Below are 16,866 nucleotides of genomic sequence, written 5' to 3' on the forward strand. Positions count from 1 at the left end.
TATTCTGGAGTGCGCTTGGTCTCCTTAGCATATTACAAGGCTTGGAAGGTATATCTATCTAGTCAACATATTTTGATACTACAGACACAAAATATTGTGTCTATAGACAGGTTTTGGTGCCGTCTTAGGGTCCGATATCGCGCATTAATTCGTTAATGCGGCCACGCGTAGATTGGATGACGCAGGCTGACGAGCGTATTCTCGAATTTTTATTTGAGAAGGACATTGTTGCCTCTCCTTCTGTTATAGCTGCGAATATCGACTACACGGGAGAGTACATTTCACGTCGATGCCGAAAGCTAGCTTCAGTTGGCCTAATCCAGAGGATAGATGCTTCAAACTACAGGATCACAGAATTCGGTGAGAAATTTCTTGCTGGGGAAGTCGATTCAAAGGATCTCACACTTAAGGAGTAAGGATAGGCACCAATCAATGAACCGAGTTGGATTTCCGTCGACCCCCCGGGGGTTTGGGGAGAATTGCGGGTCGACGGAAACACTCTTGTGAATACCGCCACCACAGTCCTCTATACCCGTGAATTCGTACGGGTTCCAGACGAACCCTTGTGGGATTGAAGCTCGGTTCATGCGCTTCCCACTCTTCGACGTCCAAGTCAGTTCCAGACGAACCCTTGTGGGATTGAAGCCGACAGAGAGCCACTCGTACACACCGAGACGCGTGTTCCAGACGAACCCTTGTGGGATTGAAGCATCTGTACGACGGTGGTGCCCAGAACATCGGGAAGTTCCAGACGAACCCTTGTGGGATTGAAGCACGGTCCACACGGCGGTTCACGACGGTTCGACACCGTTCCAGACGAACCCTTGTGGGATTGAAGCGTTGGGCCAGCAGTCGCCGCATCGATTTCGTGGAATAGTTCCAGACGAACCCTTGTGGGATTGAAGCTCCCGTAGGTCGAGAGGTCCGCGATAGTGGCATTGCGTTCCAGACGAACCCTTGTGGGATTGAAGCTTAGCTCTGCTAAGAGTGGAGGGTGCGAGATTCTGTTCCAGACGAACCCTTGTGGGATTGAAGCTGCGATGCCTGCGGTTGCGAATCCGAGGTTGTGTAGTTCCAGACGAACCCTTGTGGGATTGAAGCTGAAACACGTCTGAGATGGTCGCACTCGCGTCAACGTTCCAGACGAACCCTTGTGGGATTGAAGCGACGGAACACATGCTGTTTTGCACCAAAGGGAATGTTCCAGACGAACCCTTGTGGGATTGAAGCCACGTGTCAGCGCCACCGAAATCCAGACCCACAGTTCCAGACGAACCCTTGTGGGATTGAAGCGATTCGGGCCATGTCTGCGTTCAGCAGGTACATGAGGTTCCAGACGAACCCTTGTGGGATTGAAGCCGACCGCTGGGTCTTTCAAGAGACCGAATCACCAGTGTTCCAGACGAACCCTTGTGGGATTGAAGCAGTTAGTCTCGGAAGGCCGAGAGAGGTCACCCCAGTGTTCCAGACGAACCCTTGTGGGATTGAAGCTCGTCGGTCGTACCGTCATCCGACCAGTCGTGAATCGTGTTCCAGACGAACCCTTGTGGGATTGAAGCGGAAGTCGGTCGACGGCAACCCCACAGACGGGATTGTTCCAGACGAACCCTTGTGGGATTGAAGCAAATTTGTTAGGCATGGTGAGAGGCTCCGGTTAGAGTTCCAGACGAACCCTTGTGGGATTGAAGCGGTCCCAGTCAATCCAGTGCTCGTGCATGTGCGAGATTGTTCCAGACGAACCCTTGTGGGATTGAAGCTCTTCGTCGTGCATCCCGAGATGTAATTCTCAACCGTTCCAGACGAACCCTTGTGGGATTGAAGCGAACAGCGAGACATGGAAGACGTCCAAGTCAAATGGTTCCAGACGAACCCTTGTGGGATTGAAGCTTTATTAGCATGAAGTGGTGTGCATGAGAGTAGTGTTCCAGACGAACCCTTGTGGGATTGAAGCACATGTACATTGTAGTGTACGCTAGAGACGGTCGACGTTCCAGACGAACCCTTGTGGGATTGAAGCGTCGCGACCGGCGGATACACCGCGAACGACTGCGATTGTTCCAGACGAACCCTTGTGGGATTGAAGCAACGACTACCGCCATCTGCACTTGCGTTTCCGTGGTTCCAGACGAACCCTTGTGGGATTGAAGCGACACACTGCCGAACGTCTTCTCCATGATGGGCGTGGTTCCAGACGAACCCTTGTGGGATTGAAGCTCGAGATCGTCGCGAAGCGTCCGGGTTTCGTTGACGACGTTCCAGACGAACCCTTGTGGGATTGAAGCTTCGGGCTTACCGGAAAAGACCCGATGACGATGGTGTTCCAGACGAACCCTTGTGGGATTGAAGCTCAGTCCCCGTGCGCACGAGGAGGTCGTCGCCACGAGTTCCAGACGAACCCTTGTGGGATTGAAGCGACTGCCAAACGTCTTGCTTGTCGAGGCTACCGTTGTTCCAGACGAACCCTTGTGGGATTGAAGCAGAACGGGCCGGCGAGCGCACCGCCAGCCGCCGCGTTTCAGACGAACCCTTGTGGGATTGAAGCCTTTATCGTGATTCGCCCCCGGTCATACGCCCGGAGTTCCAGACGAACCCTTGTGGGATTGAAGCATGGACGCCATCCCTTACGACTCTCGCGAGACTATCGTTCCAGACGAACCCTTGTGGGATTGAAGCGTCATCCTCGCGCGGCTATGGTCGTATCTCCTGAGTTCCAGACGAACCCTTGTGGGATTGAAGCTTTGGCGGTGGCGAGGGGGATGACGGTGGCGCTGAGTTTCAGACGAACCCTTGTGGGATTGAAGCGCTACTACGTCTGCGGCGAGGGTGCCGTACCATCTCGTTCCAGACGAACCCTCGTGGGATTAAAGCGGCAAGTCCGTGGACCGGGTGGACGCGCTTTGGATTGTTCCAGACGAACCCCTGTGGGATTGAAGCCACGAGAAGAACGTGAGGTTCGCCTGATAGCGTACGGTTTCATACGAACCCTTGTGGGATTGAAGCACGTTCAGCATCGCGATGGACATCGACGCGCTGACGGTTCCAGACGAACTATTATACGTCCCGGTTTCGAGTCTGAGGGTAACCCTTTGCCTAGAACGGATCCAGACGAACTGAGCGCAGATTGAAGCAAGTATTGGCAAAGAGGACACTGGCTGACAACCGCTTCAGACGAACCCTTACGGGATTAGATTCACCCGGGTCAGGACTATCGACCAGTCCGAATCACACTCATGAATGATTCATAACTCATATTACAATAGTTACAAGTAATGGCAATTTAAACACAACTTTGTGTCACACAATTGTACTGACCGAAAAGGGGTGGTATGAGGCGTGCGCATCGAATTAGCCTTGGATGCCGTTGCCGACGCTGCCTACGATACATCGTATCATCACAAGCTCCGTGGTCGGATTTGGCGCGGCCTCCAAGATAATCAGGAGTACGTCCAAACTCACGACACGAAACATGGTGTCGGGTTTGCGTACTCGAATGTGTTCCCGTGGGGTCGTATTCAGGAGGGTGACCGACGATACCTCCGTATCGCCTCACCTCGGCGTGAAGTTCTGGACGACCTTGTCGCACACTTCGGTCGTGAGCGGGCATTCGATATCGGCCAGATGCGGTTCAAAGTCGACGAAATTACTGGCCACACACTCGACGTCGGCGAAGCCGGTGCAACAGGTGAACTCGAGACCGGAACTGGCGTCTTCTGTGCGCTGGACCGCCAGCTAGCAGAGGAACACGGGCTTGGCACCGAGAAAATCGACGCCGGCGATGCAGAGACGAAGCTATTCTGGCGTCCTGAGCATGGCATGGAGCCACTTCAGGAGACCATCAAGCGGTCTCTGCAGCGGACACACGAACGGTACGGCGACGACTACTACGACGGCCCGATGGACGTCGACGAACCGCTCTTCGAGCGAATCGAACCAATCAAAGACGAGGTGACCTACGCGATTAAGTTCCAGCCAGCCACGGCTGTCGACCGAACAGTGTTGCTCTCGAAATGGCGCTTCGGGTACCGAGTCCGGGACGAGACGCACCGCTATCACCTGAATCTCGCTCTCGATTCGGGTATCGGGCAGCGACGTGAGCACGGCTTCGGGTTCCTGAACCTCGCCGACAAAACACCACCACGGGCAGGTGACTGATGACTGGGCCGACTATCGAAGACTTCGAAGACGCAATCGACTCGTACTGGCATGGTCGCCCACCCTCCAGTCTGGAAGACGTGATGGCACTCTACGGTGTCCTTGCAGTCGCCGAAAGTGGCGGAGAATTGTACGGTACACCGAGCAAACTCGAACCCTTCATCGACGATGGTCGACTCGTCACCATCGATATCGACCTGACCGGAGAGGTGCCTGCAGTAAGCGACCCAAAGGTCGACACACTCCGTGAAGAGGACGTTCCGAATCTCGGGTACTCCCACAAATCGTCGGGACGTGGTGCAAAGTACAGTCTCACCCAGATTGGTTCGAAGAATGGGAACGACGCTGCAGGCGTTGTGAGTACTATTCTCGGCCGTGTTCGCTCGTGGACGACACAAGACAGCGTCCTGAGCCTTGTTGGTGAGGACGGTCATCCCGACGCCTGGATCATAGAGCGACTCGCCGACGTATTCGAGAAAGACTCAGATTCACTCGAAGAACTCGGCGATAAAATCGAAGGCATCCTGCCAGCTGATGAATCAATCCCGACTGTCGTCTCAGTTCGACTTCGAATCGATACGGACGAACTTGAACGAACTGATGAAACAGGGACGCAGTGGTTCTGGCCCGCAGACCTCGATGTCCTGACTGAAGCGATGAAGCGGTACGCGACAGCCAACGCTGCCGACAAGAATATCGACTCAAGTGGTGATCCCTCCGAGGGGATTGGAACTGGCGTCGTTACCGGACGTGAAGGGCGAGTTGTCGGAACACCCGAGAGCCCACTTGGGATATTCTCTGTCAAGCATCCAGACGCACAACCAGGGCTTCGACAAGACCAATCTTGGCGAAACTACCCCGTGAGTGCTGACGTGGCGATGCTCTTCAGCAAAGGGCAGGACCTCATCGAGAAGTGTGTGTACCGTCGCGGTGGGATGGAAACGTATGCCCTCCCGTATTTTGCTGGTGACTTGACCGCAGCCAAGGCCCAGTCGCTCTACGGCGCAATCGAATCCCTTGACGCTGACAGCGACTACGACGAGTCCGGCGGAGCACCGATGGCGCGTGTTACCTACGAGCTTCGCGAGTCCGACAGTGAAGCACTCCGTGATCTCGGCGAAAGAGAACTCCGCTTCTACACGGTTACACTTCCCATCGGCGACGACAAGAACGTGATAGCAGAAGAGCCAGCGGCAACCGTACACTGGGTCTCAGAACTCGCAGAAGCAGTTGCCGAAACCGTACACGGACCATCTCTCGATCCACGGAGGGGTGGCTTCAGCGTGTACGACAACTGGCCACTTCTGGACTTTGCCGACGATTTCGACGAGACGCGTAAACTCGCCTTCTATCGAATCGTTGGGCACCAGTTCACCGATGCAACGTTCGCGTATCGAAGCGACGAAGAAGGCGACGACTTCCGGCGAGTCGTCGACCATCGGTTGATTGCTGGTGCACAGCTCGACGCGTCGATGCTATTTGACGAGTACATGCGACGCTATGACGACGCCTCTGAAGACGGTGAGGTCCCGCCCCACCAGATTGTCGTCCAGCAACTCGTCCATATAGAGGCCCTCTCACGCGCTGGGCTTCTGACCGGCATCGACGTCTCAATTGAACCAACCAACACCATGACTACTGACACAGACCTCGACACATCCGACCTCCCGACGATCCGGGAGTACCGACTCGAATCGTTCCTTGAGAGACCACTGTTCAACGACTCCGAGCGGAGAGCAGCTGCCCTCGCCGGCGTACTCGTCGGCCAGATTAGTTGGCACCAGGAGTCTGTCCGCAACATGGGCCGCCCACTCGACTCGAAGACGAGGGGCGACCAACTGACAAAGAACAGCCTCGAGAACGCACTTACTTCGGCGCTGGAGAAAGCCAAGGTCTACGCGTTAGACTCGGATTACAGTTCTGACCGAGATCTCCTATTCCCGGAGACGGTAGACCGGCTTCTCGAGGCGACCGAAGACATGCCCAGCAAGTGGGAGCTGGAAAAGCGTGAACTCCAGTTCTGTTACGTACTCGGCCACGCACACGGCCGACGGTCGATGCCAGTAGCCTTCGACCTCCACGAGAAGACCGACCAGAGCGACGAAGCACCGGTCGAGAGTGCAGCCAACTGACCAAACACCCCCAATACACCAATGACAACGCCAAACCGCTCCGAACTTCTGTTCGTTTACGACGCCCAGGACTGCAACCCAAACGGTAATCCGATCGGCGATAACCGCCCCCGTCGCGATCCCGACACAGGTCAGGGAATCATCACCGACGTGCGACTCAAGCGGTACCTTCGAGACCAACTGCTCGACGACGGCTTCGACATCTACGTGAAAAAGGTCGACGGAGAGTCAAAAACACGAACAACGCTCATCAAGGACCTCTTGGAAGAACTGGGCGACGCCGACGACATCGAAGAACTCGAAGACTTAGGATCGAAGTTCCTCGAAGCAGCGACAGACGTTCGCTACTTCGGCGCAACGCTCAGCTTCGAAGCAAGTGACGACGAAGCTGACGAAGCGTTCCGAACCGCACTGAACAGGGAATTCCCAAGCCACTACCAAGGACCGGTCCAGTTCCTGCCATCGAAGTCGCTGAACAAGGTCGAAGAAAACGAAGAGTATGACTCACTGACCAGTGTCATCTCGACCGGGGAAGAAAACCGTCAGGGTGGATTCGATCTCGACGACAAACGAATCAAGTACGGCATCTTCCCGTTCTGGGGGCTTGTCGACAACAACGGTGCTGAGTCGACCCAATTGACGCAATCAGACGTCGAGCGGCTCGACACACTCTGCTGGCGGGCGCTGAAAAACCAGACGACTTCTCGGTCGAAACTCGGCCAGGAGCCGCGTCTGTACATCCGCGTCGAGTATGAGGAAGGTAACTACCACATCGGTGGACTCCACGATTTACTCGAACTCTCCTCAGAGAGCGACGAGTCGCTGCGCTCGGTCAAAGATGTCGTCGTTGACGCCACTGAATTGGTATCTGCTCTCGACCACGCAGCTGACCGTATCGAGACAGTGCACATCGTCGGTGACGACCGATTGACGCTCGAGGTTGATGACGAGATGATTCAGGGTGACGAACTGAGCAGCTATCTCGCCGACTCGGGACACGATGTTCACGAGATCGACGTCCTCGAAGAGCGAGACCTGGCGGCCTGACATCTGGGTAAATAGATGACACCGCAAATAGACGCTGACGGCGTCCCTGACCGTTGCCTGTCGTTTACCGTCAGGTCAACATGGGGTCATTTCAAGCGAGTCGGACGAAGCGTCACCAAACAGACGTACCGAATCCCACCGCGGACCACTGTCGCTGGCATGCTCGCTGCAATCGTTGGTGCTGGCCGTGACTCGTACTACGATACGTTCGGGTCGGACAACTCCGCGATAGCGATTACGCCACTCACAGAACTCCGAACAGTCAATATCCCAACAACTGGGGTTGGAACAGACCCAGGCCAAGACGTGACCTCGACGGTGGGAAGCTGGCGAACACACAAAATCACCTACCAGAACACTGAGGGAGACCGACAGCTCCACGCATACGAAGTGCTTGCTGACCCAGCCTACCGGATAGATGTTGCACTCGAGGATGACGAGTTCTACGACGCGCTTCGTACGAACCTTGTTGATGGTACGTCAGTGTACCCACCGAGTCTTGGAAAGTCGGAGTATCTCGCAACGATAGAAGACGTCAAAACTGACCGTACTCCCACGCGAGTCACAGACGACTCGATCACCGACGTCGACTCCGTAGTTCCGATCTCGCTGTCGAAAGCGGTCCCGCAGGGTGGTGTGACGTATGGTGTCGAACGCTCACCTGCAGTCATGGAGGCGGAATCAGGCGGACGGCGAACAACACGCTTCGACGACTACGTCTACACACAACAGGCAGACGCCACGGTCCGTATCGGGGCAAATACAGACGTTGTACCGGTCACAGTCGGTGATCGGACCGTCGTGTTCCGATAACGGCCTAATATTATTTCTTTAGTATGGAACTCCCGCTAATATCCCATCCTGCGACCAACGAGACTGACCACGAATATCCGGAGGACCAGCTCACCGAATCTGGTGCCCTTCGCCTCACTTCACACAATGCAGTCGTTTCGGATCGGGCATCGAAATTGTTCGGACCTGACGACGAACGAGACACGTATCTGTGTGCCGCAGCAGCACTCCACGACTTTGGGAAGGCCACACCTCAGTTTCAGGCGTATATACGACCAGGTGTATCTCGAATTGGAACTGAAAAAGAGAAAAACCACGCCAGGCTTGGTGCACTCGCGACGTGGTTCATCCTTGGGCGGCTCGACGCCCCCGAAAAAGACCGGCTCGCTGCGACACTCGCGGTCGCTCGCCACCACCAAGCACTCCCCAATACTGCGCAGTATACCGCGGAGACACTGGCAGAGGCATTCGACGACTCAGAAAGAATTCTCACAGCGCAAGTCGCGGCAATCGATGAGTACTGGCCACAAGCTGCAACCGAGTTGCTCCACTGTACCGACGTACAGGATGTAGCTTGGGAAGAGTTCGTTGCGTGGGTAGAATCGGGAGACGTTGTCGACGAACTTCACGAACAAAGTGCTCGTCAGGAACTAACAGGACCGAAGGCAGACTCGTCAAAGCTCCCCGAAAAAATATACGACCGGACTCTCCACTACTGGTCCGCGATTACACTCGCAGACAAAAGCCATGCGATGGGAATTCCAGAGTCGCAAGTATTCGATATCGCAACGCTGGACCGTGCTACGATAGAAGCGTATATCCAGGATATCAGAAGCACTCCAACAGAGAGTGACCTCCAAGTCAGTCTCAATGATGAGCGAGAACGAGCCAGACGACAGGCCATGAGGGGCGTGCACGAGTGGCTTAACGGTGGGGAAGCAGGACGGAATTCTTTCATTGCAACGCTCACGTTGCCGACTGGTCTTGGGAAGACCTTCACAGGATTATCCGCAGCCTTCGAAGCACGTGATATGCTGATGGACCGGTCTGGTGATGAGCAACCGAACCCGATCGTGTACGCCCTCCCATACACGAGTATTATCGAACAGACACGGGAAATCTTTGAGAATCCAGACCTCTGGGGTGCAGACCCGAAAAAGTCGGCGTTGACCGTCCATCACTATTTGAGTGAAACAGTGGTCTACCACGACGAGTACCAAGACGACGACGTGGCGACGACTGACAGTGAGGAAGTCGCAAGCTTACTTGGTGAATCCTGGCGAGATGGGACGGTCTTGACGACATTCGTCCAGCTATTCGAGAGTCTTACTGGGCCGTCGAACCGGCAGGGCTTGAAGCTCCCCGCACTGGATTCCAGTTTGGTCATCTTGGACGAACCACAAGCGCTGCCCAAAGACTGGTGGGACGCAATCAGACGGTTACTTGATCTACTGATCGACGAGTATCAGACTCGAATCATTGCGATGACTGCAACCCAACCCAGTTTGCTCCGAGACCTAGATACTGCACCGCTCTTGGAACTGGGACTCATACACGATACTGACTCGTGTGCTCGTTGTGCGGATGCTCGCTCGTACTCGACTACCCTGGACCCAATAAGAAAAGAAGCGTACTTCGAAGAAGCAGAACGGGTTCGGTACACAATCGATGAGACCGCCCTCTCTCATCAAATCTCATCAGAGAACAAGTACGTAGATTATGAAAATGCGGCCGAGCGGGTTGTAGAGGAGACCAGACAAGGAGGGTCGACACTCGCAATCTGTAATACGGTCAAAAGCACCTCAGCACTGACTCGGTCGGTTTGTTCGCAAAAGCGAGTAGCCCACCTTGGGCCGGCAATTCAATCCGTACTGAACAGTGAAAATGTCGATGCCGTCACGAAAGAGTATACTCCCAGAGAGGTTGCTTCCAAAGCCCTCGCCGAATTCGGGATAACGAAACCAACCGGAAACGATGATTGGTCGAAGCCAGACGGTGTCGACGAACTCGTATTGACGCTTAGTTCCCGATATCGACCATTCGATCGGCAGATCATCATAGAATTGGCAGATATGTTATCGACAAGTGAGCTCCCATTCATACTTGTCTCGACGCAGGCAATCGAAGCAGGTGTGGACATTAGCTTTAGGACGGTCTATCGAGACATTGCGCCGCTCGATAGTATTGTCCAGGCCGCCGGACGGTGTAACCGTTCGTACGAGTGGGGCCGAAACGGAGGTAACGTAATCATCTGGACGCTTGCGGACCCCAACGAAGAGACTGCTGGAAACACGCCACCGGCATATTGGGTGTACGAAAGTGGCTCGACAGATGCTGGAATCCCAGGACATCTCAAGCTGATTTCAGAGGTACTCGCTGAGCTCGAACAGACAGAGGATATTCCAGACGGTGAAGTGTCTCAGCATGCTGTCGACGCGTATTTCAACGCCCTCCAAGAGAAATCACTTTCATCGACTGAAATTCGAAAGCATATCGATGACGCCAAAGCGAGATGGCTCTCTCAGCAGTCAATGATTGGTGGCTATGAAACGGCCGACGTGTTAGTGGCCACAACCGATGCAGAAGTCGCTCGACTGAACCGACTCACCGAGATGTTCGAGTCCGGGAATCCTGCTGCATACGACGAGTTGGATGCTGCAGCAGGTATTCGCGTCTCGCTTCCAGTTACGACTATCGACGATATTCCAGAGGTTGTTCGAGTTGATGGCAAGGAGCGGTCTGCTGATGGCGTCCAGGTGTTCCGGTATACTGGCCATGGTGGCCTACAGTACGAATTGGAAAGTGGTGGGCTCAAAGGACGAGACGACGTTGTTGCAGGCAGATTTACTGTGATTTGAGATTCGGTTCGTCTAGTAGTATTACCACCCACTTCAGCTTCTCACCCAGAAATCAGAGAAAGGAATATTAGTCACTCAAATAACAATTACACAGATGTTAGAAACAGACTATCTTTTCCTATTCGACAGGAGGTGGCAATGTCCGCTACGAACCCAGTGAGGGAATACATTGAGGAAGAACGAGACCCCAGCAGGACTCCGAAAAACCCGATTACCGGGTTGATGGTTCAGTATTACCACGTCTGCAAACGCGAACTCTGGTTCATGTCCGAGGGCGTCGATATCGACAGAGAAACTCCAAATATTCAACGAGGAACGCACGTCGATCAAACTAGCTACAGCGGGTCTCGACGCTCGTTCATGATTGGAAACCGAATTCAGTTAGATATCTTGGAATCTGGTGAAGTGATGGAAGTGAAAGTTTCTTCAGCACTTGAAAAACCTGCACGGATGCAATTATTGTTCTATCTCTGGTATCTGCACAAAATCTATGACGTCGACAAGGACGGTGTTTTAGCGTACCCCACAGAGCGGAAGCGCGAATCGGTCAAGCTCGATAAGACTGCAATTTCAGAAGTAGAGGAGACGATTCGTGGTATCTTGGATGTCGTTAGCCAAGATACTCCGCCGGAATTGGAAAAGAAATCATACTGCGACTCTTGTTTGTACCAAGATATTTGTTGGGTTTAAATCATGACAAAAGCAAATCATCATATCTTCGCTGACGGTGAACTATCGCGAAACGAAGGAACGCTCAGAATCGATACTTTAGAAGGAGATACAAAGTATCTCCCAGTTGAATCAATTGATTCCCTCTATCTCCATGGCCAAATCACGTTCAACACACGGGCGCTCGGGCTATTAAACGAACATAACGTTCCGGTGCACATCTTCGGGTGGAAAGACTACTACAAAGGGTCATACCTCCCCAAACGCGGACAGGTCTCAGGAAACACCGTTGTAGAGCAGGTCCGCGCGTACGACGATCCAGATAGAAGGCTTCAGATAGGCCACCGAATGATCGAGGCCAGCATTCACAATATGCGCTCGAATATCCGGTATTATTCTGGGCGTCGAGGGGATTTTGAGTCGGTGGTTGATACTCTATTTGAGTTGAAAAACGAAGTAAGAGATACACAAGATGTCGATACACTACGGGCTGTCGAAGGAAATGCCAGGAAGCGGTATTACAGTTGCTTCGACGAAATCCTCACAGACCCATTTGAGTTGACGAAGCGTGAATACAACCCGCCGACGAATGAAGCAAATGCGCTCGTGTCCTTCCTGAATGGGATGGTCTATTCTACATGCGTCTCAGCCATCCGAAAAACAGCGCTCGACCCAACGATTGGGTTTGTACATGAGCCAGGAGAACGTCGATTTACACTCTCACTCGATATTGCAGACATATTCAAGCCACTTCTAGCGGATCGCCTCATGTTCCGTCTTGTAAATCGAAAACAGATTACGGTGGACGATTTTGAGGACGAACTCAGCGGTTGTCTCCTCACTGAAAATGGCAGACTAACTGTCTTAGAGGAATTCGAGCGCACGCTCGACGAAACTGTGAACCACCCTCGACTCAAGCGAAAAGTGAGCTTCAAAACACTCGTACGGTTAGACGTTTACAGTCTCAAAAAGCACCTGCTCACAGGAGAACCGTATCTAGCTACAGAGAAGTGGTGGTGAGATGCACGTAATTGTGGTCTACGACGTACCCGCTAACAGAACACGCATCTACCGGAAGCTTCTCCGGCGTCGTCTCGAGCACTTACAATATTCTGTGTTCTTTGGAGAGCTAACCCGGGGACAGCTCACTGCAATGAAAAACGAGATAGAAGACGAACTCGACCCTGCCGATTCAGTTGTGATATTTGAATCAAGCAACCCTGCAGCATTCGAGTTCACTACATACGGTGATACGGATGAACCCGGAAGCAGGTTCACCTGAGCTGACTTCTCCGTTATTGGTCTACGTTTTAGGTCAATCCTGATTCCCGTCGACCCCCCGGGGGTTTTGGGAGAATTGCGGGTCGACGGAAACACTCTTGTGAATACCGCCACCACAGTCCCCTATACCCGTGAATTCGCACGGGTTCCAGACGAACCCCTGTGGGATTGAAGCGGTAACAGGATTTAGCGGTTCGTCTGTCGATATCGGTGTTCCAGACGAACCCCTGTGGGATTGAAGCAACGTCATCGTCACCGCCGAGGGAGATGCGTTACTGTGTTCCAGACGAACCCCTGTGGGATTGAAGCACATTGCCCTGTACTGGCCGTTCGAAGTCCTCGTTTGTTCCAGACGAACCCCTGTGGGATTGAAGCTCAGAGCACAAAATCGGGGGTAAAATCGGTCGAGTTCCAGACGAACCCCTGTGGGATTGAAGCGGACTCAACTGGCGACGATGGAAATTTAGCAATTGAGTTCCAGACGAACCCCTGTGGGATTGAAGCGTCGGTGGGAACGTCACGGTTGAAAACGATACTGTTCCAGACGAACCCCTGTGGGATTGAAGCAATTTCGAGGCATTCAGGAGACGCTCGTCAGTCATTGTTCCAGACGAACCCCTGTGGGATTGAAGCGTCTTGGATACGCGTTTCAGAGAGTGGTTTCAGTGGTTCCAGACGAACCCCTGTGGGATTGAAGCCGTCGCCGCGACTTACGACCGGGCGAACGGTGAGATAGGTTCCAGACGAACCCCTGTGGGATTGAAGCGAGTGGGAACTTCACCGCACTCGAGGGCAACTTCAGTTCCAGACGAACCCCTGTGGGATTGAAGCACTCGAATCACGAATCCCGACGGTGTGCAAAGTCACGGTTCCAGACGAACCCTTGTGGGATTGAAGCACACTCTCACACGCCGATATTCAGGTAAGAGACGGGGTTCCAGACGAACCCTTGTGGGATTGAAGCGGCGACCGAAACGAAGACGACGAACCGACGGTCACGGTTCCAGACGAACCCTTGTGGGATTGAAGCGTTCCAGACGAGAAGATTGAAATCGACACCAAGGTGTTCCAGACGAACCCTTGTGGGATTGAAGCTGACTGCGCCCACACGACGTCGGCGTCGACGTCGGCGGTTCCAGACGAACCCTTGTGGGATTGAAGCGATAAGCAACCAATCGACCCCCGCGACCACGAAGAGTTCCAGACGAACCCTTGTGGGATTGAAGCACGCTCGACGACGCGCCGAGTGGTGGATGGGCGAGTTCCAGACGAACCCTTGTGGGATTGAAGCATCATGGAGCTCCTCGGGCGAGATAACGAGACAGTTCCAGACGAACCCTTGTGGGATTGAAGCGACAATCGAACCTACGGGACTTCAGCGCCACTGGTGGTTCCAGACGAACCCTTGTGGGATTGAAGCCCGAAGTGAGGAGCGTCCACGTCCGGAGCATCCACCTGTTCCAGACGAACCCTTGTGGGATTGAAGCTTGACGTACTTCAGGACGCGCAGCAGCACCGGGTCAGTTCCAGACGAACCCTTGTGGGATTGAAGCGCAGCGAAGCCAACCGCGAGTTCGCCGTCCGTATCGTTCCAGACGAACCCTTGTGGGATTGAAGCACGTCGAAGAACGGCGAGACGACGATCCGAGTCAAGTGTTCCAGACGAACCCTTGTGGGATTGAAGCTCTTTCGTCATCCGGCGGGTTTCGCGACCACGGCGGTTCCAGACGAACCCTTGTGGGATTGAAGCGCCGAGACGAACGGGTTGAACATAGGGCCGGCTTGTTCCAGACGAACCCTTGTGGGATTGAAGCCAGACGATGATTGGCTCATGGTCTCCGAGATGCGGTTCCAGACGAACCCTTGTGGGATTGAAGCAGCACGAAACCAGATAAAAGCCCTTGCCGTTCCACTTGTTCCAGACGAACTCTTGTGGGATTGAAGCGACCCGAACCTGGCGGACTGGACCGCCGTCGCCTCAAGTTCCAGACGAACCCTTGTGGGATTGAAGCATCATCCTCGTGGTACTCGAGCGAGTGGAGGCTCCAGTTCCAGACGAACCCTTGTGGGATTGAAGCGTGATGCGAGCCACGTGAGTAACGCCTGTGATGCCGGTTCCAGACGAACCCTTGTGGGATTGAAGCGTCGACGGCGTTGCTATCCTGACGCTCGAAGCCGACGTGTTCCAGACGAACCCTTGTGGGATTGAAGCGTCCACGTGACGGCCGAGGAGTTGAACGACGACATCTGTTCCAGACGAACCCTCGTGGGATTAAAGCGTTAGAAGAAAACTGACCGTCAAAGCGTGAGGTTCTTCACTCATTGCAAACGACGACCAGTTGGTGGCTATGATGACCGTTACCCCCACCGAGCCCCTTGTGACGATGGATTATTCCTGAGCCACCATCTTACTAAACAACTCGACACCAACTGGATTTCTATTAGTAGAAACGGGGTCTGCCCCACTCAGCCCCTTGTGATGATGGATTATTCCTGAGCCACCATCTTACTGAAACAAGAAAACGGCATCGAATAGGCTATTTGTGAGTTCTTACCCTGTCGAGGTTCTCAGTTGGTTCGGAGAGTAACCGATGTCGCTTCGTAATCCTCCAGAATCGCGTTATCTCCACCGATGCTCACCTCGCCATCGCTGGTTTCGAGATACAGACTCGTCTGCAGTGTGTACTCGTTTGTCGATGGTTTGACGAGCGCTTGATGAATTCGACTCACCTTTCCTGAGATTGTCTCTCCATCAGTTGTCTCCACATCAGCCCAAAGGTCTGTTCCCGCCTTAGAATGGAGCACCGCTTGGAAGACGGCTTGTCGGAACCAGTCGTATGTCTTTGGGAGTGGGTTCGGGTCGGTTACGAATACATCAGTCCCGGCCGGCCAGTAGGCGCTGAAGAACATTCCATGGATCGAACCTGCGAGATGTTTCTCAGAGACCGCGACACCGTCCCCGAGGTCGTGTGTTCCGGATACTAAGAGAGCGTCACCGACCAATGCTGACTGGTGTACCGATGGATTCGTCGACTGGGTATCTGTTGCGAACATGAACAAAATATTCTCGCTCCAGCAACGAACGGCATCTGCGACGCCTCTGAACCGCTTCCTCGCTCCTTCAACGTCGTCTACGTCTTGAACCAGAAGGAAAGTGAGAACGTCTCGGTCAGCAGCGGTCCGGAGTTCAGTTTCGATTTCTGGATAGACGTCTTCGGGAATGGCAACGATAATCTCTTTTTGGGCTTTCGAGATTGCATCACGGAGCCGCCTGATGGCAGTCTCGTGAGACTTCACCATCTTGAGTTCGGGTGTCTTGGGCTTCGTGTCGGTGAACCGGTCTTTGAGAGCCGGTGTAATCGAGTCAATCCGACTCGACAGGGCCGCCATCGATTCCTCTGGGGGGATTGCACGGACCGTTTTCGGCGAAGCGTGGTCGTTGACACGAACCAAGCCTCGGTCTTCGAGTCGGTCAGTGATGGTGTAGACTGCCTGTTGTGAGACGTCAGCCTCCTCCGAAATCGCACTCGTCGTCGCCTCACCCAGAGACAACAGAGCGAGATAGACATCGATATCCTTGTCCGAAAATCCGAAGTCGCCCAGTTCCTCCCTGAGCATCGCGTCGTCTTGCTCGCCGTGCTGAGACATTGAGTTGGTATTAGGCTTCATCGATAATTTGGTTGTTCATTCAGAGTGGTCGACACTGTCATTGACGGGGAGAGAAGTTCGGTGTATCAGAGGAGTTGTTGCTCGTGCTCATCGAGTGTTTCTTCGTCCTCCTCAGTCCATAGCAGTCTCCACCCGCGAAGGGTCTGACGGAACTTCGGAACGTATGTGCTTCGGCAGTCACGGAAAAACGCATAGATTCCGTAGGTCCAGAAGAAAAACAGCACCGTGACCGCACTGACGTATACTGCGGTGAGCGTCTCGAACAT

At 53.8% G+C, this 16,866-nt stretch carries 11 protein-coding genes and 2 CRISPR repeat arrays; of the genes, 9 read left to right on the forward strand and 2 right to left on the reverse strand.

The window, feature by feature from the left end; translation table 11 throughout:
• Window positions 1–155: 155 nt before the first annotated feature.
• The 9 genes from ACK3R5_RS13665 (at window position 156) to cas2 (ending at window position 12,932) form a co-directional block, all read left to right on the forward strand.
• Window positions 156–416: a MarR family transcriptional regulator gene (locus ACK3R5_RS13665; protein ID WP_411967353.1), complete on the forward strand. Its 261-nt coding sequence runs from the start codon at window positions 156–158 to the stop codon at window positions 414–416.
• A 132-nt stretch (window positions 417–548) separates the two neighbouring features.
• Window positions 549–3,000: a CRISPR direct-repeat array (repeat unit 30 nt; unit sequence GTTCCAGACGAACCCTTGTGGGATTGAAGC).
• A gap of 333 nt (window positions 3,001–3,333) precedes the next feature.
• Window positions 3,334–4,152, forward strand: coding sequence for a CRISPR-associated endoribonuclease Cas6 (locus ACK3R5_RS13670; protein ID WP_411967354.1), 819 nt, complete (start codon window positions 3,334–3,336; stop codon window positions 4,150–4,152).
• Window positions 4,153–4,235: 83 nt separating this feature from the next.
• Window positions 4,236–6,284, forward strand: coding sequence for a type I-B CRISPR-associated protein Cas8b/Csh1 (gene cas8b / locus ACK3R5_RS13675; protein WP_411967355.1), 2,049 nt, complete (start codon window positions 4,236–4,238; stop codon window positions 6,282–6,284).
• A 21-nt stretch (window positions 6,285–6,305) separates the two neighbouring features.
• A complete protein-coding gene (cas7b, locus tag ACK3R5_RS13680; protein WP_411967356.1) occupies window positions 6,306–7,331 on the forward strand; it encodes a type I-B CRISPR-associated protein Cas7/Csh2 in 1,026 nt (341 codons plus the stop codon).
• A gap of 15 nt (window positions 7,332–7,346) precedes the next feature.
• A complete protein-coding gene (gene cas5b, locus ACK3R5_RS13685; protein WP_411967357.1) occupies window positions 7,347–8,144 on the forward strand; it encodes a type I-B CRISPR-associated protein Cas5b in 798 nt (265 codons plus the stop codon).
• A gap of 23 nt (window positions 8,145–8,167) precedes the next feature.
• The gene (locus tag ACK3R5_RS13690; RefSeq protein WP_411967358.1) at window positions 8,168–10,981 is read left to right on the forward strand and encodes a CRISPR-associated endonuclease Cas3''; all 2,814 of its coding nucleotides are present in this window, start codon (window positions 8,168–8,170) and stop codon (window positions 10,979–10,981) included.
• Between the two features lie 138 nt (window positions 10,982–11,119).
• A complete protein-coding gene (gene cas4, locus ACK3R5_RS13695; RefSeq protein ID WP_411967359.1) occupies window positions 11,120–11,671 on the forward strand; it encodes a CRISPR-associated protein Cas4 in 552 nt (183 codons plus the stop codon).
• A gap of 3 nt (window positions 11,672–11,674) precedes the next feature.
• On the forward strand, window positions 11,675–12,670 hold the full coding sequence (cas1b, locus tag ACK3R5_RS13700) for a type I-B CRISPR-associated endonuclease Cas1b (protein ID WP_411967361.1): 996 nt from the start codon (window positions 11,675–11,677) through the stop codon (window positions 12,668–12,670).
• A gap of 1 nt (window position 12,671) precedes the next feature.
• Window positions 12,672–12,932 carry a CRISPR-associated endonuclease Cas2 gene (gene cas2, locus ACK3R5_RS13705; protein WP_411967362.1) on the forward strand — a complete coding sequence of 87 codons (261 nt, stop codon included), beginning with the start codon at window positions 12,672–12,674 and terminating at the stop codon, window positions 12,930–12,932.
• A 144-nt stretch (window positions 12,933–13,076) separates the two neighbouring features.
• Window positions 13,077–15,210: a CRISPR direct-repeat array (repeat unit 30 nt; unit sequence GTTCCAGACGAACCCTTGTGGGATTGAAGC).
• Window positions 15,211–15,499: 289 nt separating this feature from the next.
• On the opposite strand, the gene ACK3R5_RS13710 is transcribed toward cas2, so the two are convergent.
• Together ACK3R5_RS13710 and ACK3R5_RS13715 are read right to left on the reverse strand one after the other, a co-directional pair.
• Window positions 15,500–16,579, reverse strand: coding sequence for a TrmB family transcriptional regulator (locus ACK3R5_RS13710; RefSeq protein WP_411967363.1), 1,080 nt, complete (start codon window positions 16,577–16,579; stop codon window positions 15,500–15,502).
• A gap of 86 nt (window positions 16,580–16,665) precedes the next feature.
• Window positions 16,666–16,866, reverse strand: a complete 201-nt coding sequence (locus ACK3R5_RS13715) for a hypothetical protein (protein WP_411964620.1) — start codon at window positions 16,864–16,866, stop codon at window positions 16,666–16,668.

Source organism: Haloferax sp. YSSS75 (assembly GCF_046764215.1).
GTDB lineage: Archaea > Halobacteriota > Halobacteria > Halobacteriales > Haloferacaceae > Haloferax.